This is a genomic window from Ornithinicoccus hortensis (assembly GCF_006716185.1).
Classification (GTDB): domain Bacteria; phylum Actinomycetota; class Actinomycetes; order Actinomycetales; family Dermatophilaceae; genus Ornithinicoccus; species Ornithinicoccus hortensis.
The window spans coordinates 3521621-3540875 of the sequence record NZ_VFOP01000001.1 but is presented as its reverse complement, the minus strand read 5'-3'; the positions used below and the strand labels follow the sequence as shown (position 1 = coordinate 3540875).

The 19255-nt window shown below is 73.3% G+C and carries 14 protein-coding genes and 1 tRNA gene; 10 read left to right on the top strand and 5 right to left on the bottom strand.

What is annotated here, in order from left to right; genetic code table 11:
* On the top strand, positions 1-864 hold the full coding sequence (locus FB467_RS16530) for a C40 family peptidase (protein ID WP_170230808.1): 864 nt from the start codon (positions 1-3) through the stop codon (positions 862-864).
* Between the two features lie 377 nt (positions 865-1241).
* On the opposite strand, the gene FB467_RS16525 is transcribed toward FB467_RS16530, so the two are convergent.
* Positions 1242-2291 carry a hemolysin family protein gene (locus FB467_RS16525; RefSeq protein ID WP_228393295.1) on the bottom strand — a complete coding sequence of 350 codons (1050 nt, stop codon included), beginning with the start codon at positions 2289-2291 and terminating at the stop codon, positions 1242-1244.
* Positions 2288-3781 (bottom strand): hemolysin family protein, encoded by a 1494-nt coding sequence (locus FB467_RS16520; protein WP_141786069.1) that lies wholly within the window; start codon positions 3779-3781, stop codon positions 2288-2290. The genes FB467_RS16525 and FB467_RS16520 overlap by 4 nt, the downstream gene beginning before the upstream one ends.
* A gap of 215 nt (positions 3782-3996) precedes the next feature.
* Here FB467_RS16520 and FB467_RS16515 point away from each other — a divergent pair, with 215 nt between their 5' ends.
* Both FB467_RS16515 and FB467_RS19430 read left to right on the top strand, forming a co-directional pair.
* On the top strand, positions 3997-5247 hold the full coding sequence (locus FB467_RS16515) for a metallophosphoesterase (RefSeq protein WP_141786068.1): 1251 nt from the start codon (positions 3997-3999) through the stop codon (positions 5245-5247).
* A complete protein-coding gene (locus FB467_RS19430; RefSeq protein WP_141786067.1) occupies positions 5244-7889 on the top strand; it encodes an AAA family ATPase in 2646 nt (881 codons plus the stop codon). Before FB467_RS16515 ends, FB467_RS19430 begins: the two co-directional genes overlap by 4 nt.
* 28 nt (positions 7890-7917) lie before the next feature.
* Here the strand turns inward: FB467_RS19430 and FB467_RS16505 are convergent, their stop codons facing one another.
* Positions 7918-9897, bottom strand: coding sequence for an alpha/beta hydrolase family protein (locus tag FB467_RS16505; protein ID WP_228393481.1), 1980 nt, complete (start codon positions 9895-9897; stop codon positions 7918-7920).
* A gap of 107 nt (positions 9898-10004) precedes the next feature.
* Here FB467_RS16505 and FB467_RS16500 point away from each other — a divergent pair, with 107 nt between their 5' ends.
* The 4 genes from FB467_RS16500 (at position 10005) to FB467_RS18610 (ending at position 12309) form a co-directional block, all read left to right on the top strand.
* On the top strand, positions 10005-10367 hold the full coding sequence (locus FB467_RS16500; RefSeq protein ID WP_342354726.1) for an ArsR/SmtB family transcription factor: 363 nt from the start codon (positions 10005-10007) through the stop codon (positions 10365-10367).
* On the top strand, positions 10364-11275 hold the full coding sequence (locus FB467_RS16495; RefSeq protein ID WP_342354725.1) for a cation diffusion facilitator family transporter: 912 nt from the start codon (positions 10364-10366) through the stop codon (positions 11273-11275). Before FB467_RS16500 ends, FB467_RS16495 begins: the two co-directional genes overlap by 4 nt.
* Before the next feature lie 98 nt (positions 11276-11373).
* Positions 11374-11592 (top strand): helix-turn-helix domain-containing protein, encoded by a 219-nt coding sequence (locus FB467_RS16490; protein WP_141786065.1) that lies wholly within the window; start codon positions 11374-11376, stop codon positions 11590-11592.
* Between the two features lie 516 nt (positions 11593-12108).
* On the top strand, positions 12109-12309 hold the full coding sequence (locus FB467_RS18610) for a hypothetical protein (RefSeq protein WP_170230807.1): 201 nt from the start codon (positions 12109-12111) through the stop codon (positions 12307-12309).
* A gap of 17 nt (positions 12310-12326) precedes the next feature.
* Here FB467_RS18610 and FB467_RS16480 read toward each other — a convergent pair.
* Positions 12327-12399: transfer RNA gene (locus FB467_RS16480), tRNA-Arg, on the bottom strand.
* A 106-nt stretch (positions 12400-12505) separates the two neighbouring features.
* Positions 12506-14014: an NCS1 family nucleobase:cation symporter-1 gene (locus FB467_RS16475; RefSeq protein ID WP_170230464.1), complete on the bottom strand. Its 1509-nt coding sequence runs from the start codon at positions 14012-14014 to the stop codon at positions 12506-12508.
* 73 nt (positions 14015-14087) lie between these two features.
* On the opposite strand from FB467_RS16475, the gene FB467_RS19180 reads away from it, so the two are divergent.
* Genes FB467_RS19180 through FB467_RS16460 form a run of 3 tightly spaced genes read left to right on the top strand, consistent with a single transcriptional unit; the run spans position 14088 to position 19255 of the window.
* On the top strand, positions 14088-14273 hold the full coding sequence (locus tag FB467_RS19180; RefSeq protein ID WP_228393482.1) for a hypothetical protein: 186 nt from the start codon (positions 14088-14090) through the stop codon (positions 14271-14273).
* Between the two features lie 39 nt (positions 14274-14312).
* Positions 14313-15575, top strand: coding sequence for an MFS transporter (locus FB467_RS16465; protein WP_228393483.1), 1263 nt, complete (start codon positions 14313-14315; stop codon positions 15573-15575).
* Positions 15572-19255 carry a hypothetical protein gene (locus FB467_RS16460; RefSeq protein ID WP_141786063.1) on the top strand — a complete coding sequence of 1228 codons (3684 nt, stop codon included), beginning with the start codon at positions 15572-15574 and terminating at the stop codon, positions 19253-19255. Before FB467_RS16465 ends, FB467_RS16460 begins: the two co-directional genes overlap by 4 nt.

The window sequence follows — 19255 nt, the reverse complement described above, 5'->3', positions numbered from 1 at the left end:
GTGGCCAGCACCACCCTCACCCGCTCTGCCAAGGCGACGGCTGTCGCGGCGACGTCCGGTGGCCTGCTGGCCGCCGCCGTGGTCCCGGCCTCCGCTGCGCCGGGCACCAGCTTCGACGACGTCTCGGCGCTGGCCGGGAAGGTCTCCGTCGCCTCGCTGCCGGCCAACCCGGCCGACGAGGCTTCGATCGACGCCCTCGCGGTGAGCCTGCCCTCCGTCACGGTCCCCACCGACAAGCCCGTCAAGGCCAAGAAGGCCGACGCGGACACCGAGACCGACTTCGGCGCCCTCGGCTTCGTGGGCGTCGCCCCGGTCGAGCCCGAGCCCGAGCCTGAGCCCGAGGTTGAGGTTGTCGAGGAGGAGGCCTCGGTCGAGGCCGAGTCCACCGACTTCGCCACCACCGCCACCACCGAGGACCGCGAGAGCACCAGCGGCAGCCGGGACGAGGTCCGCGAGGCGGCCCCCGCCAACCCGGAGCCCGCTCCCGAGCCGGCCCCGGCCCCCGAGCCCGCCCCGGCGCCGCCGGCCACCGGTGGAGTCACCGGGATCGCCGCGCAGTACGTCGGCTACAGCTACGTGAACGGCGGCAGCAGCCCGGCCACCGGCTTCGACTGCTCCGGCTTCACCTCCTACGTGTTCGCTCAGGTGGGCATCAGCCTGCCGCGGACCGCGGCCGCCCAGCAGGCCTACGCCACCCCGGTGAGCAACCCGCAGCCCGGCGACCTGGTCTTCTGGGGCTACCCGGCCTACCACGTGGGCATCTACGCCGGCAACGGCATGGTCTACGACGCGGGCAACCCGAGCGTCGGTGTGACCTACCGCTCGGTCTTCTCCGGCGTCAGCGGCTACGGCCGCGTCGGCTGAGCACCGCACAGCCACACCAGCTCCACCCCGAAGGGCCCCTCCGCGACGGAGGGGCCCTTCGGGCGTCTCCGGGGACCTGGGGGCTCCGGGGAATGCGGGGGATCCGGGGGCAGGCGGCGCGCGCGGGGCGAGGGTCTCACCGGCAGGCACCGAGGCGCCGGCAGGCACCGAGGCACCGGCAGGTGTGCGACGGGTACCGACTCGGGTGCCCGTCCGGCGCTTGGGGGATACCCGTGGCCGACCGGCGGGGTGTCCTCGTGTTGGGGACACCCCGCCGGGGGTTGCTGGGAGCACCCGGTGCCCGGGTACCTGCGTCGGGGTAGGGCCCGCCACCGCACTGGGGACGGCACGCCACCGCAGTGGGGACGAGCCTGCTGTCAGGCGGGCGTCTCGGCCCCGGCGGCCACGTCCGTCTCGTCGTAGAACTCCCCGAGGATCTCCTCCAGGATGTCCTCGAAGGAGGCCAGGCCGACGAGTTCCCCGGCGGCGTCCCGGACCAGCGCCAGCTGTCCGCGCTCGTCGCGCATCCGCGCCACGGCGTCGATGAGCGGCAGCGTGTCGAGCAGCACCACCGGCGCCTGCAGGAAGTCCGTGAGGGGCGCGTCCCCGCCACCGGCCGTGGCCAGGACGGCGTCCCGGACGTGCACCAGGCCGATGATCTCCTCGTCACGGGTCACGAACAGCCGGGACCGGCCGCTCTCCCGGCACAGGGACTCGACCTCGGAGGCGGTGGCCCCCTCGGGGACGCACACCGCTTCCGACCGGTCGAACATGACGGCCGAGACGGTGAGCTCCTCCAGCCGCAGCGCGCCGCTGAGGATCTGGTGCTCCTCGTCGGGCAACACCCCGTGCTCGTGCGACTGGGCGAGCAGGAGCTGGAGCTCGGCCGGGCCGTGGCTGTTGGCCAGCGTGTCGACCGGGTCCACCCCGACCAGGCGCAGCAGCACGTTGGCGCCCTCGTTGAACACGTGCAGCACCGGACGGACCACCCAGGTGAAGGCCCGGAACGGGATCGCCAGGAGCATCGAGGAGGTCTCCGGGTGCGAGATCGCCCACGACTTGGGGGCCATCTCACCGACCACCATGTGCAGGAACACCACCAGCGCCACGGCCAGGACCAGCGCGATCAGGTGGCTGACGTAGTGGGTGAGGCCGGTCAGCTCGAACAGCGGGGTCAGCAGGGAGGCGACGGCCGGCTCCGCGAGGGCACCCAGGCCCAGGGTGCACAGCGTGATCCCCAGCTGGGCGCCCGCGAGCATGAGGGACAGCTCGCGGTTGGCGTTGACCGCCGACCGTGCCGCCCGGCTACCCTCGGCAGCGCGTTCCTCCAGCCGGTGGCGCTTGGCCGCCATCACGGCGAACTCCGCCGCCACGAAGAAGGCGTTGAGGGCCAGCAGCAGGAGGCTGACCAGAAGACCCACGGTCACGCCCACGGCATACCTCCGATCACGTGGTGTTCCTGCCGGGCGGGTGCCGGTTCACGCGACCCACGGACCACCGGTTCGGGCTGCGGCTCCGGGTCGGGCGCCTGCGCCACGAGCTCGGCGTCGTCCGCCTCGTCCGCGTCGTCCAGCAGCCCCTCGGTGATCTGGGCGGGGTGGATCGCGACCGTCTCCGGCACGTGCCGGGCGGCGGTGAGGACGTCGATCCGCACCCGGTGCACCTCCGGGTCGCCGTGATCGTCCCGCGCCTGCCAGACCACCTCGACGGTGTCGCCCTCCTCGGCGGTGCGGCCCAACCGGTCCATCACCAGCCCGGAGACCGTGTCGTAGTCCTCGTCCTCGGGCAGGTCGACCCCGGTGACCTCGGTCGCCTCGTCCAGCCGGAGCCGGGCGGGCACCTGCCAGGAGCCGTCCTGGTGGGGGACGGAGGGGTCCTCGGCCTCGTCACCCTCGTCCCAGATCTCGCCGACGACCTCCTCGGCGACATCCTCGAAGGTGATGACGCCGGCGAAGCCGCCGTGTTCGTCGACCACGATGGACAGCTGGCGGTGCTGCTCGCGCAGCTCCTCCAGCACGCGGGGCAGCGGCAGGCTCTCCGGGATGATCAGGGCGTCGCTGGCGAGCTCGCGGACCAGGACGGTGGAACGCTCGGCGGGGGGGACCTCCAGCAGTTCGTGCAGGCCGACCACCCCGACGATGTCGTCGATGTCCCGGCCGATCACCGGGAAGCGGGAGTGGCCGTCGCCGAGCAGCTCGATGACCCGGCTGGCCGGCTCGTCCGCCTGGACGGTGTCGACGTCGATCCGCGGGGTCATGACCTCCTCGGCGACGTGGCCGCGGAACGCCAGACCGCGCTCGAGGATCCGCGACAGGTCGGCGTCGATCTGGCCGCCGGTGTGCGACTCGGCGATGATCCGGGTGAGGTCCTCGGGCGTTGCGCCCTGGGGGAGTTCCTCGACGGGCTCGATCCCCACCGAGCGCAACAACTTGTTGGAGGCCGCGTCGAACAGCGCGATCACGGGCCCGGCGACGGCCAGGTAGATGGCCGTGGGGCGGGACAGCGCGCGGGCCAGCTTGACCGGCTCGGCGATCGCCCAGTTCTTCGGGCCCAGCTCGCCCAGGACCATCTGCAGGAAGGTGCTGAACAGCAGGGTGACGGTCACCGACAGGGACAGCCGGCCGGCTTCGGAGAGGCCGGTGAAGCCCAGCAGCTCGGCCAGGCCGGTGCCCAGCAGCGGCTCGCCGACGAACCCGACGAGGAGCACCGTGACGGTGATCCCGAACTGGGCGCCGGAGAGCGAGAAGCTCAGGCGGGAGGTGATGTCGAGGGCGCGGGCGGCGGCCTTGTCGCCCTGGTCGGCGAGGTGGCGCAGCTTGCCGCGGTCAACCGCGACGTAGGCGAATTCCTGGGCCACGAAGTAGCCGGTCAGGAGGGTGAGCAGGAGGATGACGGCGAGGCCACCGACGATCAACACAGGTGGGGCACCTGCCGTTCGAGGGGGGTGCTGGGGTGCCGGGTGTCGCCCGGCTCGGTACTACCAGGGGGTGGTTCGTCGGAGGTCATGGGCGGCATTCTATCGAAAATCCGGTGCTGGCCCCTTTCCACGGCTGCGCGGCCTGCCTGACCCGCTCTGTCGGTGCCTCCTCATACGGTGAGGGCACACCACCAACGAGAGGGAGGACGCCGCCGATGGTCCGGTTCCTGCACACGGCCGACTGGCAGATCGGGATGACCCGTCGCTGGCTGCCGGCGGAGGCGCAGGCGCGGTATGCCGCGGCCCGGGTGGAGGCGGTGCGCCGGATCGGGGAGGTCGCCGCCGAGCAGGACTGTGAGTTCGTGGTCGTCTGCGGCGACGTCTTCGAGACCAACCAGCTCTCCCGGCAGACCGTGCGCCGGACCCTGGAGGCGCTGGCCGACGTGCCGGTGCCGGTCTACCTGTTGCCGGGCAACCACGACCCGCTCGACGCGGCCACCATCTACCGCTCCGACACCTTCCTTAAGTACTGCCCGGCGCACGTGGTCGTGCTGGACGGGGCCGGGCCGGTCACGGTGCGCGAGGGGGTCGAGCTGGTCGCCGCCCCGTGGGGGAGCAAGCACCCCGACGCCGACCTGGTGGGCCAGGCCCTGGCCACGGTCGGACCCGCGGACGGCACCGTGCGCATCGTGGTCGGCCACGGTGCGGTCGACCTGCTCGACCCCGACCGCCACAACCGGGCCGGCATCGCGCTGGCCCCCGTCGAGGAGGCCCTGGCCGCGGGCCGCATCCACTACGTCGCCCTGGGCGACCGGCACTCGCGCACCGACGTGGGCGGGTCGGGCGCCGTGTGGTACTCCGGCACCCCCGAGGTCACCGACCCGCGGGAGCAGGCGCCCGGTGACGTCCTGGTCGTCACGGTCGGGGACGGCTCACCTCCCCGGGTCGACCCGCACCAGGTCGGGACCTGGAGCTTCCGGTCCCTCGAGCGCGAGATCACCTGCGCCGCCGACGTCGAGGCGCTGGACCGCGAGCTGTCGGCGCTCCCTTCCCGCGACCGCACCGTGGTGCGGGTGTCGCTGCGCGGGGCCCTCGGGTTGGCCGACCACGCCCGGTTGGAGGAGATGCTGGCCGGCCACGGGGAGGTGCTCGCCGCGCTGCACACCTGGGAGCGTCACCACCACGTCGCCGTCATCGCGGACGACGAGGACCTCGGCGACCTGGGCTGGGGCGGCTTCGTGGCCGCTGCAGCCGAGGAGATCCGCGGGCTCGGGGGAGCGGCGGGGGCCGGTGCCGCGGCGGTGGCCGACGTCGACCCGGAGGCCGCGCGGGACACCACGGACGAGATCGCCGACGGTGACGACCTGGCCGGTTGGCACCACGAGACCGAGCGGGAGTGGGACGGGCAGAGCGCCCAGGACGCCCTCGCCCTGCTCTACCGGTTGAGCACCCAGGGGGCACGATGAGACTGCACGAGCTGACGCTGCGCGACGTCAAGGGTGTGCGGGAGCGCACCGTCACCTTCCCCGACCACGGCGTCGTGGTCATCGAGGGGCCCAACGAGGTCGGCAAGTCCACCCTGCTGGAGGCCCTCGACCGGCTGCTCGACCCGCGGGCCAAGGCGACCTCCCAGTCGAGCCGGGTCAAGGAGTTGCAACCGGTCGGACGCGACGTCGGCCCGTTCGTCGCGGCCGAGTTCACGGTGGGCGAGTACCGGGTGCGGTTCGCCAAGCAGTGGCTGCGGTCGCCGAGCACGACCCTTGAGGTGCTCTCGCCGGTCCGCGAGCAGCTGACCGGCAGCGCCGCGCAGGAGCGGTTGGACGCCATCCTGGGCGAGGCGCTCGACCAACGGTTGTGGGACGCGCTCCGGTTCACCCAGGCGGGTGAGCTGGGGCAGGTCTCGCTCACGGACAGCGGCGTGCTCACCCAGGCGCTGGACGGGGCGAGCGGTGCCGAGCTCCACGCCGAGGACGGGCTCGACCTGCTGGATCGGGTGGAGCGCGAGTACCTGCGCTACTTCACCCCGGGCGGCCGGCCCACCCGGGAGCTGCGCGACGCCCTCACCGCGACCCACGCCGCACGGGATGCTGCCGTCGAGGCCTTCCAGCGGGTGCAGGAGACCGACGAGCTGGTGCGCGAGGACGAGCGGTTGCGGGCCGCCTCGGCCGCCCTCGGCGCGCGACAGCCAGAGCTCGAGCGTGCCGTCGAGGGGCTGACCGCCCAGGTCGCACGGGTGGCCGAGCTCGAGCGGGTCCATGCGGCCGCCCGCGACCGGCGTCAGCACGCCGCGGAGCGTTCCGAACGGGCCCGCGCGGACCTGGATGCCCGCAGCGGAGCGGTGGCCGCCCTCGGAGCGGCCGAGCGTGCGGTCGCCGCGGCGGAGGACGAGGGGGCCCGCCTCGACGCCGAGGTCGCCGCCCTCGAGGAGGGGCTGGAGCCCCTGGCGGCGCGCGCGACCGAGACCGCCAGGGCCAGGGAGACCGCGGAGGAGGTGCACCGGCGGGCCGCGGCCGACGAGGCGCACCTGGCGGACCAGGAGCGGGGGGACGAGTTGACCCGCCGGGTGCGGCTGCTCGGGGAGGCCACGGCCGAGCTCGCCTCGGCACAGTCCGAGCTGTCCGGCCTCACGCTCACGCCCGAGCTCTGGGGGCAGGTGGACGAGGCGGCCCAGCAGGCCTCGTTGCTGCGGGCCCGGCACACCGTCGCCAGCGGCGCGGTCGACCTGCAGGCCCTGGCCCCCGGAGCGCAGGTCCTGGTGGACGGCGAGCCGGTCCCCCTGACCGAGGGCGCCTCGGTCCAGCGGCCCCTCACCGGAGACCTGGTCATCGAGGTGCCCGGCGTCCTGCGCCTGGTGCTCACGCCGGAGCAGTCGGGCCGCGAGAGGGCCGAGCAGCTGGCGCAGGCGGAGCAGCAGGTGGCCGGACTGCTGGAGCGGGCCGGCGTGCCCGACCTGGACTCGGCGCGCGCGGCGCACGAGGCGCGGGTCGAGGCGGTCGCCCGGGTGCGCCGGTGGACCGACCGGGTCGAGGACCTGGCTTCCGGAGAGGACCCGGCCCTCCTCGCCGAGCGCCTGGAGTCCTTGGCGGACCAGGCCGATCGCTACCGGGCGGACCGGCCCGAGGACTACCCGCTGCCGGCTGATGCGGAGCAGGCCCGTGCCGTGCGGCGCGCCGCGGAGCAGGACCGTCGGGCCGCGGCCGAGGCGGCCGAGGCTTCCGCACGTGAGCACCGGGCTGCCGAGCGCTCCCTGGAGCAGCTGCGGCTGCGCCAGGCCACGGTGCAGGCCGGACTGGCCGCGCAGCGGGAGCGGGTGGACCAGGACCGGGCGGCGTTGCAGGCCGCGCGCGAGGGCACCGGTGACGAAGCGCTCGAGGAGGCAGTGACCAGGCTGGCCACCGAGCTGGCCCAGCTGGAGGCCGGCGCCGGGCAGGCCCGACGCGAGCTGGCCGAGGCCGACCCCCAGGGGGTCCGGCAGCGGCTGGAGTCGGCCGGGCGCGAACTGCGCGACCACCTGGCGCAGGCGGCGCGGGCGCGCGAGGAGGCGATCCAGGTCTCCGCGAAGGTGCAGATGGCGGCCGGGGAGGGACGGGCCGAGGCCTACGACCAGGCGCTCGCGGCCTTCGACGACGCTCGCGCCCGCCTGCAGGCGGTGGACCGTCGGGCCCGTGCCGCCCGGCAGTTGTACGACACCATGCGGCGGCACCGGGAAGACGCCCACCGCGCCTACGTGCGCCCCTATGCCGCCGAGATCGACCGGCTGGGGCGGCTGGTCTACGGGTCCTCCTTCTCCGTCGAGGTGGCGCCGGACCTGACCATCGCGGCCCGCCGGCTGCACGGCACGCTGGTGCCTTTCGACCAGCTGTCCGGCGGGGCCAAGGAGCAGCTGGGCATCCTGGCCCGGCTCGCCGTCGCGGGCCTGGTGGACCGGGAGCAGGGGGTGCCGGTGATCATCGACGACGCCCTGGGCTACACCGACCCCGAGCGGTTGCACCGGGTCGGGGCGGTCTTCGACGGACCGGCCGAGCGGACCCAGGTCATCCTGCTCACCTGCACCCCGGAGCGCTACCGGCAGATCCCGCACGCCACGACGATCCAGCTCACCGCTTGAAGGCAGACCGGGCACGACCCCGGCCGGGTTACAGGTTCTCGATCTCCAGGTCCGGCAGGTCGTCGGCCGGTGCGTACCCGAACACCCGGCCGTAGAACGCCGCCTCGGCCTCCCGTGCCCGGACCAGGCTGTCCAGCGACCGGAACCCGTGCCCCTCGCCCTCGAAGATGAGCAGCGCCACGGGCAGGCCCTTGTCACGCAGCGCCTGCGCCATCAGCTCCGCCTGGTTCGGCGGGACGACCCGGTCCTGGTCGCCCTGGAGCAGGATGATCGGGCAGCTGAGCCGGTCGGTGTGGTGGATGGGGGAGCGCTCTTCGTAGGTCGCCCGGGCCTCGGGCCACGGCCCCACGAGTCCGGTGCAGTAGCGGGACTCGAACTTGTGCGTCTCCGCGGCCAGGGCGGCCAGGTCGCTGATCCCGTAGTGGCTCGCCCCGGCGGCGAAGACGTCCCGGAAGGTCAGTGCGGCGAGCGTGGTGTAGCCACCGGCGCTGCCGCCGGTGATGGCCATCCGGGCGCGGTCGACCCGACCCGCCTCGGCCAGGGCCAGGGCACCGCTCGCGGCGTCGGCCACATCGACGATCCCCCACCTCCCCGCCAGACGCTGCCGGTAGGCGCGGCCGTAGCCCGTCGAGCCGCCGTAGTTGACGTCCAGGACCCCGATGCCGCGGGAGGTCCAGTAGAGGATGCCGGGTGCGTAGCCGGGGACCGCCGCCGCCGTGGGTCCGCCGTGCGTCTTGACGATGAGCGGCGGCAACTCACCGGCGGGCGCCACCGCGTCCGGGTGGGTCGGCGGGTAGTAGAACCCGTGGGCGGTCGCGCCGTCCTCGGAGGTCCAGTTGACCGGCTCCGGCCGGCTCACGTACGCGGGGTCGATCGCGCCGTCGGAGGAGGACCGCAGCACCTCCAGGGAGCCGTCGGCGACGTCGATCCGGACCAGCGCCGCCGGCCCGTCGACGAAGCGGCACCGCGCCACCACGGTGTCGTCCGACGTGCCCGCCCCGCCCCCGACGACCTCGGTCACGTCGGAGACCGCGAGGTCCACCAGGCGGGTCTGCCCGGTCGCGGGATCCCAGGCCGCGAGCCGCCCGAACCCGTCGACGCTGCAGCGGGCGACGACGGTGCCTGCGCCGGTGCGGGCCAGGACGCGCGTGTCCAGGGTCCAGCGCGGGCACCCGAACTCGATCTCCTGCGGGGCGACCACCGTCGGGGAGGTCGCCCCGTCGGGCGTGAGGTCCACCGTGGAGAGGTTGCCGAAGCCGGTGCGGTCGCCGACGAAGAGGAGCCGGTCCTCGGACAGCCAGGTCGGTTCCTCGACCGACTCGCCCGGCCCGCCGGCCACGGGGGTGTGGTGGCGGGTGCCCTCGGCCAGGCCCGCCGCGTCGAGGTCCGCGACGAGCAGGACGCTGCTGTCCCACGGCATGTCCGGGTGGTCCCAGGCGACCCAGGCCAGGTGCCCGCCCCGGGGGCTGAGCACCGGGGCCGAGACGAAGTCGCTGGCCGGCTCGCTGCGGCCCAGCACCGGGGTCCCGAAGTCGGCGTTGGCCCCGTCCAGGTCGAGCCGCACCAGCAGGTTGACCGGCTCCCCGCCACCACGGTGGTCCTCGCGCACGGCATACACGACGCGCCGGGCGGGGTCTAGGGTCAGGCCGCCGAAGCCGACGGCAGCCCCACCTGCGTCCGGGGTGATCGGGTGGGCCCCGTCCGCGTCCAAGCGGACCACTTGCCCCGTGGTGAACTCAGTGAAGACCACCTGGCCGGCGGACACGGCATACGCCCCGCCACCGTACTCGTGCACCCGGGAGCGCACGTTCCACGGCGCCGGGGTGAGGTCCTCCCGGGTCCCGTCGGCGGAGAGCCGGACGAGGACGGTGCGCCCGCCCTCCTCGGCCCGCCCCTCGAGCCAGTAGGTGTCGGCGCCGTCCACGCGGGGTGCGTCCAGCGCGACCGAGGCGGCGTACATGTCGGCCGCCCCGATGGGGGAGGGCCAGGATCCGTGCGGTGTCGTCACCGTCCCACTCTCGCAGAGGACTTGACCTTCGCCGCGGCGCGGGCGATCATCTATATATGAACAGATCGTCAGATATTGACCCGGAATGCCTCGAGCACGAGGGTCGGGTGGCGGCGATCCGGACCCGGATGCCGGCCACCGAGGACGTCGTCGACACGGCGGACGTCTTCTCGCTGCTGGGGGACCCGGGCCGGTTGCGCCTGCTGATCGCGCTCACCGAGGGGGAGTTGTGCGTGTCCGACCTCGCCGCGGTCACCGGTCAGGGCGAGTCGGCGGTCTCGCACGCGCTGCGGTTGCTCCGGGCGCACCGCGTGGTATCGGTGCGGCGGGAGGGGCGCAAGGGGTACTACCGGCTCGACGACGCACACGTGCGGATGCTGCTGGACCTGGCGGTCGCGCACACCGAGCACACCCAGGCGGTGCACCCGGAGCGGGACCTGGGGCCGGCCAGGCCGGACGGGGCTGCGTGAGGATGGGACACTCGCACGGCCCGCCCGTGGGGCACGCAGGGGGTCGGCACCGTTGGCGCCTGGCGGTGTCGTTCTGCCTGATCGCCGCCTTCTTCGTGGTCGAACTGGTGGCCGCCCTCGCCTCGGGGTCCCTCGCCCTGCTCTCGGACGCCGGCCACATGGCCGCGGACGTGGTCACCCTGGGGGCCGCGCTGGCCGCCACCCGGATCGCGACGCGGCCGGACCGGTCGGGTCGGCGCAGCTACGGCTCCTACCGGGCCGAGGTCTTCGCCTCGCTGCTGGCCGTCCTGATGATGCTCGGCGTGGCCGCGTATGTCGTGGTGACGGGTTTGCAGCGGATCGGTGAGCAGGTGCAGGTGGACACCGGCACGATGCTCCTGGTCGGGCTGCTCGGTCTGCTGGTCAACCTGGCGGCGCTCGCCCTCCTGCACGGCGGCTCCCGGGAGAGCCTGAACGTCAAGGGGGCCTACCTGGAAGTGTTGGCCGACACGCTCGGCTCGGTTGGGGTCCTCGTCGCCGCCTGGCTGGTGGGCCTCACCGGCTCGGCCGTGTGGGACACCGTGGTCGCGCTGGCGATCGGGGTCTTCGTGGCCGTCCGGGCGGTGGTGCTGGGGCGCGAGGTGTTCGCCGTCCTGGGGCAGCACGTGCCGGAGGGCCTGGACCTCGACGCGGTCACCGCGGACCTGGCGGCGGTGCGGGGGGTGCGCGACGTACACGACGTCCACCTGTGGACGTTGACCTCGGGGATGAACGTGGCCACCGCGCACCTGGTGACCGAGGACGTGGCCAGCTCGCACGCCGTGCTCGACGGAGCGCGGGACGTGCTCCGGGACCGGCACGGCATCGCGCACGCCACGCTCCAGGTCGAGCCGCGGGACCACGAGGGGTGCGCGGACGTCGGCTGGTGACCTCGGCTGGTCGGCACAGGGTGTCGACAAACGCCCTCGGGTGTGTTTAGGGACCTTAGTTACACCCCCTAACCAATCTGTCTCCCGAGGAGCCGCGAGTGACCAGCGGGACGCGAGTGGGCGGTCGTCCGCCCCGGATCGACCGGGCCGACATCGTCCGCGCCGGCCGGGCCCTCGGCATGGCGGGCCTGAGCGTCAAGGCCGTGGCCGCCGAGCTGGGGGTGAGCGCGACGGCGCTGTACCGGCACGTCGACGGTCGGTGGGGACTGGAGCGTCTCGTGGGGGAGAGCCTGCTGAGCGACCTCGTTCACGGGTGATCCGTGACTCCCCGGCGACGGTCGTCCGGCTGCCCCGGCCCGACTCCGGCCGAGCCCGGGGCGAGTTCCGGCCCTTCACGATGGAGGAGCTGCTGAGCGTCGTGGAGGAGCAGCGGCAGCACGCCGGCCCGCAGGCCGACGTGACCCTCTTCCTGGGGCTGACCGGGCTGCGCTTCGGCGAGCTGCGCGGGTTGCGCGCCCGCGACGTCACCAGCGTCCCGTACCCGGCGGTGGTCGTCGCCAGGTCCCTGCCGCAGTCGGGGCGCACCGGAAAGGTGATCGAGCGGACGACCACGAAGAGCGGCCGCAGCCGGATCGTTCCGCTGCTGTCCTTGGCCCTTCCGGTGGTCGAGGCACGTCTGGAAGGGCTGGGCCCCGAGGACCTGCTCTTCCCGGCCAGCCAGGGCGGATACCTGCACGCCCAGAACTGGCGGCGCGCCGTCCGGTGGAACGAGACCACGGACGGGCGCCGGCCACATGACCTGCGCGGCCGCCAGTCTGTGGATCGCCGCGGGGGTGGACATCAAGACCATCGCCGTCTGGCTCGGTCACAGCTCCACGAAGCTGACGCTGGACACCTACGGGCACCTCATGGGCACCGATGCCGAGCGGGCCGCCATCGAGCGGATCAACCGCGCCTTCGGGCACCAATCAGGCACCAGTCCGGGCCAAACCTCAGGCCGACCACTGCCACTGCAGACGGGAGAAGGCATCTGAACTGCAGAAACACAAAGTGCCCCCGGCAGGATTCGAACCTGCGACACCCGCTTTAGGAGAGCGGTGCTCTATCCCCTGAGCTACGAGGGCGGGACATCGGCGAACCCTCCGTGACGCGCGCGGGGCGTGCGTGGTTGGTACGGCAATTCCGGGGCCGAGCCTATCTCACCGCGCCGCACACCCAGTGCGACCGGGCTCAGCGGTCGGCGTCGGAGGTGATGATCTGCTGGCCGCGCATGACCACCAGGTGGAGAACGGCTCCGAGGACGGCCCCGATGATCCAGGAGAAGCCGCTCAGGTCGGCCAGCGCGGGGACCCACACGGTGGCGATCGAGAACAGCCCGGCGACGGCGAAGGCCCAGAGCGCCCGCGTGTTCCACCCGTTGGAGAAGGCGTAGGTGCCGCCCGGGTCGCGGGAGTACAGGTCCTGGATGTTGAGCCGCTGCTTCCGCATGATGTAGTAGTCGGCGATCATGATCCCGTAGAGCGGGGCCAGCACGGCGCCGAGGGTGTCGACGAACTTCGGCAGCCCGGCGTTGCCGATCACCACGACCCACAGGGCGCCGATGACGAAGCCGAGCACCGCCGTGATCACCCCCGCGATCCGGAAGTTGATCTTCGACGGGGCCAGGTTGGCGATGTCGTAGACGGGCGGGATGAAGTTGGCCACCAGGTTGATCCCGACCGTGGCGATGAAGAAGGTGACGGCCGCGATCACGGTCAACAGGACGTTGTCGACCGCGCCGACGATCTCCGCGGGATTGGTCGCGGGCTCGCCCTGTCCGTCCTGGAAGACGATGTAGGCACCGGCGGTGATGAACAGGGACAGGAAGGTGAAGAAGGTCAGGCTGACCGGGAGCCCCAGGAAGTTTCCGCGTCGCATCTCCCGCTCGCTGCGGGAGAACCGGGCGAAGTCACCGAAGTTGATGATCACGGCCGCGAAGTAGGCCACCATCGTGCCGACCACGGCGAAGAAGGCGTTGACGGCCGCGCCGCCGGTCTTGTCCCCGCCGAACAGCGAGCCGACACCGTCGAGCAGGTCGCTGCCCGCCTGCCACCAGATCGCCACGAGCAGCAGCACCATCACGACATACACGGCCGGACCGGCGAAGTTCAGGAACCGGACGATCCCGTCCAGCCCGCGCAGGAACAACAGGATCTGGAAGGCGGCGACGACCGCGTAGGAGAGCCAGTCCACCCAGTTCATCCCCAGCACGGTGGCCGTCGGCGGGGTGTCGATGAAGGCGTACAGCGCCAGCGCGACGGCCGTGGAGGCGAAGTAGGTCTGCGCGCCGTACCAGAAGATCGCCACGATGCCACGGACCGTGGCGGGGAACATCGCCCCGCGGACGCCCATCGAGGCCCGGGCGACGACCGGGTAGGGCACGCCGTACTTGACCGACGGTTTGCCGGAGAGGTTGACGAAGAACATCACGAGCACGCCGGCGAGGATGATCGCGGCGAAGACCATCCATCCGTTGATCCCGGCCGTGACGAACAGGCTGGCTGCGAGGGTGTAGCCGGCCAGGCTCTGGACGTCGTTGGTCCAGACGTTGAAGATCTCGAAGGTGCCCCACTTGCGCTCGCGCGGCGGCGTCGGCGCGAGCTCCACGTTGTGCAGTGAGTCGTGCGGGAGGGCGATGACGAAGTCGGCATCGTCGAGGTGCCCGCGAGGGTTCGCCGGGGGACTGGGGTTGTCGGCCACGCGGGTCTCCTCCGTGCAGGGCGCGACCGACCCCGGTAACGCCGTCTTCCGTATCGCGGACTCTAGTGAAGGGATGTTGGAATCACAATGGTTCGCGACGACCGTCCGCCAGCTGTTCGGCAACACTAATCCCGCGATCCCGGTGCCCGAGGTCTGGTCGATGCAGCACCCCGTGCTGTACACACTGATCTGGGTCGTCATCATCCTGCTGGTGTTCGTCCCGTTGTCGATCAGCCAGTACCGTCGCGCCTCCGCCTGAGCCGGAGACTTTCCGGTGCTCGAGCAAGGAGGACCGTCCGTGAGCGTGGACCCGTCCACGGTGCCAGCCATCCAGGCACGGACGCTGCGCACCCTGATGGGGTCGCAGGTGCTCGGGGGAGTAGGAGTGGCGTCGGGCATCGCCGTCGGCGCCCTGCTGGCGGTCGAGGTCAGCGGGGATGAGTCGCTGTCCGGCCTGGCCAACACCACCCAGGTGCTGGGTGCGGCCCTGTTCACGGCGCCCGTCGCGGCGATCATGGCGGTGCGTGGACGGCGAGCCGGTCTGGTCGCGGCCTACGTCGTGGGGATCGTGGGTGCCGTCGTGGCGATCACCGCGACCGTGGTCGGCTCCTTCCCTCTGCTCCTCGCCGGCACCGCCCTGTTCGGTGCGGCCACGACCGCCAACGCCCAGGCACGGTATGCCGCAGCGGACCTCGCCGAGCCCGCGCACCGCGGGCGTCAGCTCAGCATGGTCCTGTGGGCAACCACGATCGGCTCGGTGCTCGGCCCCAACCTCATCGGCCCCGGCAAGTGGGTAGCCCGGATGCTGGGGCTGCCCGAGCTCAGCGGCGCCCTGGTGTTCAGCGCCCTCGGGTTCGCGGTCGCCGGGGTCCTCCTGACCACATGGTTGCGCCCCGACCCACTGCTGACCGCGAGGGCCCTGGTCGACGGGCCACTGCCGGGCCCGGGCCTGCGTCCGGCCCGCCGGTCGGTCATCGCGGGGGCACGGATCATCCTGGCGACCCCGGCGGCGCTGCTGGGTGCGGCCGCGATCACTGGCGGGCACGTCGTCATGGTGGCGGTGATGGTGATGACGCCGGTCCACATGCAGCATGGGCACGCAGAGGTCGAGGTGATCGGGCTGGTCATCTCGATCCACATCCTCGGCATGTACGGGTTCTCGCCGGTCGTCGGGACGCTCACCGACCGGTGGGGCGCCCCGACGGTGGTGCTGTGCGGCGTGGGCATCCTGCTGCTCGCCTGCCTGCTGGCTGGGCTCACCGAGGCCGGTTGGTCCCCGCTGCTGATGGCCGGACTCTTCCTGCTCGGCGTCGGCTGGTCGTGCACCATGGTCGCCGGGTCGGGGCTGCTCGCCGGGGCGGTGCCACCCGATGACCGCTCCGCCGTGCAGGGCGCCGCGGACATCGTGATGGGACTCTCCGCAGCCGCGGGAGGGGCGCTGGCCGGGATCGTCCTCGGCGCCTACGGTTACGGGTGGTTGTGTCTGCTGTCGGCGATCGTCGCGCTCGCCCTGGGGGTCGGCACGATTTCGGCCCGCAGAATGGTTAGCCTGACTCCGTGAACCCCGCCGACGCCCCGCCCGACACCCGTGGCGACGCCGTCCGTGAGGTCCGGGCCGACTGGCGGCACCAGGCCAGCGAGCTGGGGGGACGCAACACCCTCCTGTGGCACCGGGACCTGCCGACCGGCACCTTCGACCTGACCGTCGCCCACCCCGGCGGCGTGGCCAAGCTGCTCGCCGGGGTCACCACCCTGCTCTCCGAGCTGGTCCGCGAGACCGTGGCGCTGACCGAGGCGCGGCGCCGAGTCGGCGCGATCCGGGCGAAGACCGTCGAACTCTCCCGGGAACACGGCCTGACCAGCGGTTTCATCGCCGTCGGGATGGCCACCTGGACGCTGCGCCGGGCACCGGTGCCGCCCCGGGCACCGGTGCTGCTGCGCGGGTGCACGATCGTCCCGACGGATGCCAGCCACCGGGACTTCGCGATCACCCTGGAACGGGACGTCGTACTCAACCCTGTCCTGGCCCACTACTTGACCAGCGAGCTCGGCCTGGAGCTGGACCCCGCCGAGCTCGCGGGGCTGAGCACCCGGCGCGCCGGCTTCGACCCGCGCCCCACCTACCAGCTCCTGGAGGAGCTGTGCGCCGACGTGCCGGGCTTCGGGGTCGGCCCGCAGATGGTGATCAGCACCTACCCGTGGGCGAAGTTGCCGTTCGTGGCCGAGTTCGCGGCGGAGACGACCGACGGTATGCCGGGAGCCGGCCTGGTGGACCGGTTGGCCCGGGAGGTCGCGGGCGGGGACGGTGCGGGCACCGACAGCGCGGGCGCGGACGGTGAAGCGAACGATGACGCCGACGGTGCTGCAGGCGGGGACTCCGGCCAGACGCACGGCGGCGTCACCGCCGATGAGACCCATGAGCAGGCACTCGACGACCCGGTGGTGCTGGACGCCGACCGCGCCCAACGGGCCGTGATCCGCGCGGTGCGCGAGGGGAAGTCCCTGGTCGTGGAGGCGATGCCCGGCACGGGCCGCACCCAGACCGTGGCCAACGTGGTCGCGGACCGGGTCGCCGCCGGCAAGCGGGTGCTGGTGCTGTCCGAGCACCGGCCCACGCTGGACTCCCTGCGGCTCCGCCTGGCCCAGGTCGGGCTGGACCACCTCGTGCTCCCGCTGCGCGAGGTCCCGCAGGGAGCACGGGACCTCGCGGCCGACCTGCTGGCCTCCTGCGACGCCGCGGGGTGGTCACCGGAGGGCTCCGTGGGGGAAGCCGCGGACCAGGCCGGGCCCGACGACGCGGCGGAGATGCCGGCCTCCGGTGCGGCCACGCCGCTGGTGGAGCACTACCGGACCATGCACACCAGGCACGCCCCGTGGGAGGCCTCCCTGGCGCAGGCGCAGGTGGCGCTGACCGAGCTGGCCGGGCGTCCTCGTCCGCCGGTCTCGCACGTCCGGCTGACCGGCGGGCCGTTGCGTGACCTGGTGCCCGACCGACGCGCCGAGGTGATCGGCTCGCTGGTCGAGGCCGCATCGATCGGGGCCTGGGAGCGGGGCCGGAGCGAGGACCCCTGGTACGGCGCCGCCGTGGTCTCCCAGGACGACGCCGGGCGGGCCGAGGACCTGGTGCGCCGCCTGGTCGGGGGCGAGCTGGAGCACGCGCGGGCGGCCGTCCGCGAGGTCTGCGCCGAGGCCGGGCTGCCCGAGCCGCTCACGCTGCGCCAGTGGGGGTCCCACCTGGAGCTCATGGGTCGCGCCCGGGACACCCTGGACGTCTTCCGCCCGCAGATCTACGAGGCGCCGCTGGACCAGTTCGTCAGCGCCCTGACCCAGCGGGGGAGCGAGGAACGGCCCTCGGCCATGGCCCGTAGCCGGTTGCGCCGGCAGGTGCGTGGGCTGCTCCGTCCGGGCTCGCCGCCGACGGACCTGTCGGCCCACGTGCGTGCGGCCGCGCAGGAGAAGACGGAGTGGGAGGCGTTGGCCGGCCGGGCGGCCCGGCCCACCACCCCTGCGGGCTGGGAGGCGGCCGCCGAGTCCTACGAGCGGATCGAGTCCGACCTGGACTGGCTGGCCGGGGTGCTCGAACCGACCGACCCGGGCAAGGACCTGCACACCACGCACCTGGACCAGGTGCTGGAGCGGCTGCTCCGGCTGGAGGCGCGGACCGACCGGCTCCCGGTGACGGCCACGGCATACGGACTGTTGCAGCCGTTGCGGGAGGAGGGGCTGGGTGACCTCGTCGACGACCTCGCCCGGCGCGGGGTCGCGGCGGACGACGTCGCGGGCGAGGTCGACCTGGTGTTCTGGGCCTCGCTGGCCGACCACCTCGTCACCGGGCAGCAGGGATTCCGGCAGCGGGGACCGGAGCTGCACTCGGCCCTGGAGGACTTCGCCGCGGTCGACCGCGAGCGGATGGCGCGTACCGCCGACGCCGTGCGGGACTCGGCCGCGCGCGTCGCCGCCGGTGCGGTCGCCCGGCACCCGGACCAGGTCGAGCGGTTGCGCGACGCCGTGGACGGCCCGCCCGTCCTGGACGTCGCGGCACTGCTGGGTGAGGTCAGGGACGTGGCGCAGGCGGTGCGGCCGGTATGGACGGCCAGCCCCCTGGTGGTGCCCGCAACGCTGCCGACGGACCTGGACTTCGACCTGGTCGTGGTCGAGGACGCGGCCCGGCTGCCCATCGCCCACGCCGTGCCCGGCCTGCACCGGGCCGGGCAGGTGCTGGGCCTGGGCAGCAGCCACGACCTACCCGCGCGACCGTTCATCGCCTGCGTGGACGAGCGCGCCGAGGACCGGGCCGCGGACAGCACCGTGGCGGGAGGCTCGGCCTTCGCCGCGCTGAGCGGCGTGCTGCCGGTGCTCGGGCTCGACGTCCTCTACCGCCCGATCGACCAGCGGCTGGTGCAGCCGGTCCTCGAGCGGGCACATCCCGACACCCACGCATACCCCGGGGTGTTGCGCAGCCCGCGGGTGACCGTGCTCCCCGCGGCGGGCACCGAGCGGGTGGTGACCCGGATGGTGGACCTGGTGATGGAACACGCCAAGACCACGCCCTGGCAGTCGCTGGCCGTGCTGGCCCAGGACCCCGCGCTGGCCGAGGACCTGGACCGCGCGCTGCGCGGACGCATCGCCCTGCTGGACCTGGGGCGCTCCTTCAGGGAGGACGCCGCCGAGTCGTTGCTGGCCACGACCGTGGACCGCGCCGGGGCGGAGGTCCGGGACCGCGTCCTGCTCGCCCTCTCACCACTGCGACCGGTCGACCCCGACTGGGTCGCGACCGCCCTCAGCGTCGCGCGCCGGTCGGTGATCGTGGTCGCGGACGGTCCGGTGGACGAGTGGCCCGACGGCCCGGGTCTCGACCTGCTCCGCCGGGCCGCCGAGGGCGCCCGGCAGACGCCCGGGACCTCGGAGTTCGACTCCCCGCTCGTGGCAGACCTGGCGGACAAGTTGCGCGCGCACGACCTCACCGTCCGCGGGGGGTACGGCACCGGGCGCTTCGGGATCGAGCTGGTGGTGGACGACCCCCAGGAGACGGGGCGCCCACTGGTCGCGGTGCACACCGACAGCAGCCCGGTCCAGGTCGTGAGCCGGGACGAGCTGCGGCTGCGTGCAGAGCAGCTCCGGATGCGCGGCTGGGTGCCGGTGCAGGTGTGGTCGACCGACCTGTTCCGCGACCCGGCCCGCGAGGTGGCACGCATCCTGGAGATCACCCGGGAAGCCTCCGCAGCCCGGGGCCGACGGTGA

Bases quoted from the DNA above. Each gene is read 5' to 3' on its own strand.
- FB467_RS16515 (WP_141786068.1), top strand. From the start codon at position 3,997: ATGGTCCGGTTCCTGCACACGGCCGACTGGCAGATCGGGATGACCCGT.
- FB467_RS19430 (WP_141786067.1), top strand. From the start codon at position 5,244: ATGAGACTGCACGAGCTGACGCTGCGCGACGTCAAGGGTGTGCGGGAG.
- FB467_RS19180 (WP_228393482.1), top strand. From the start codon at position 14,088: ATGTTGGAATCACAATGGTTCGCGACGACCGTCCGCCAGCTGTTCGGC.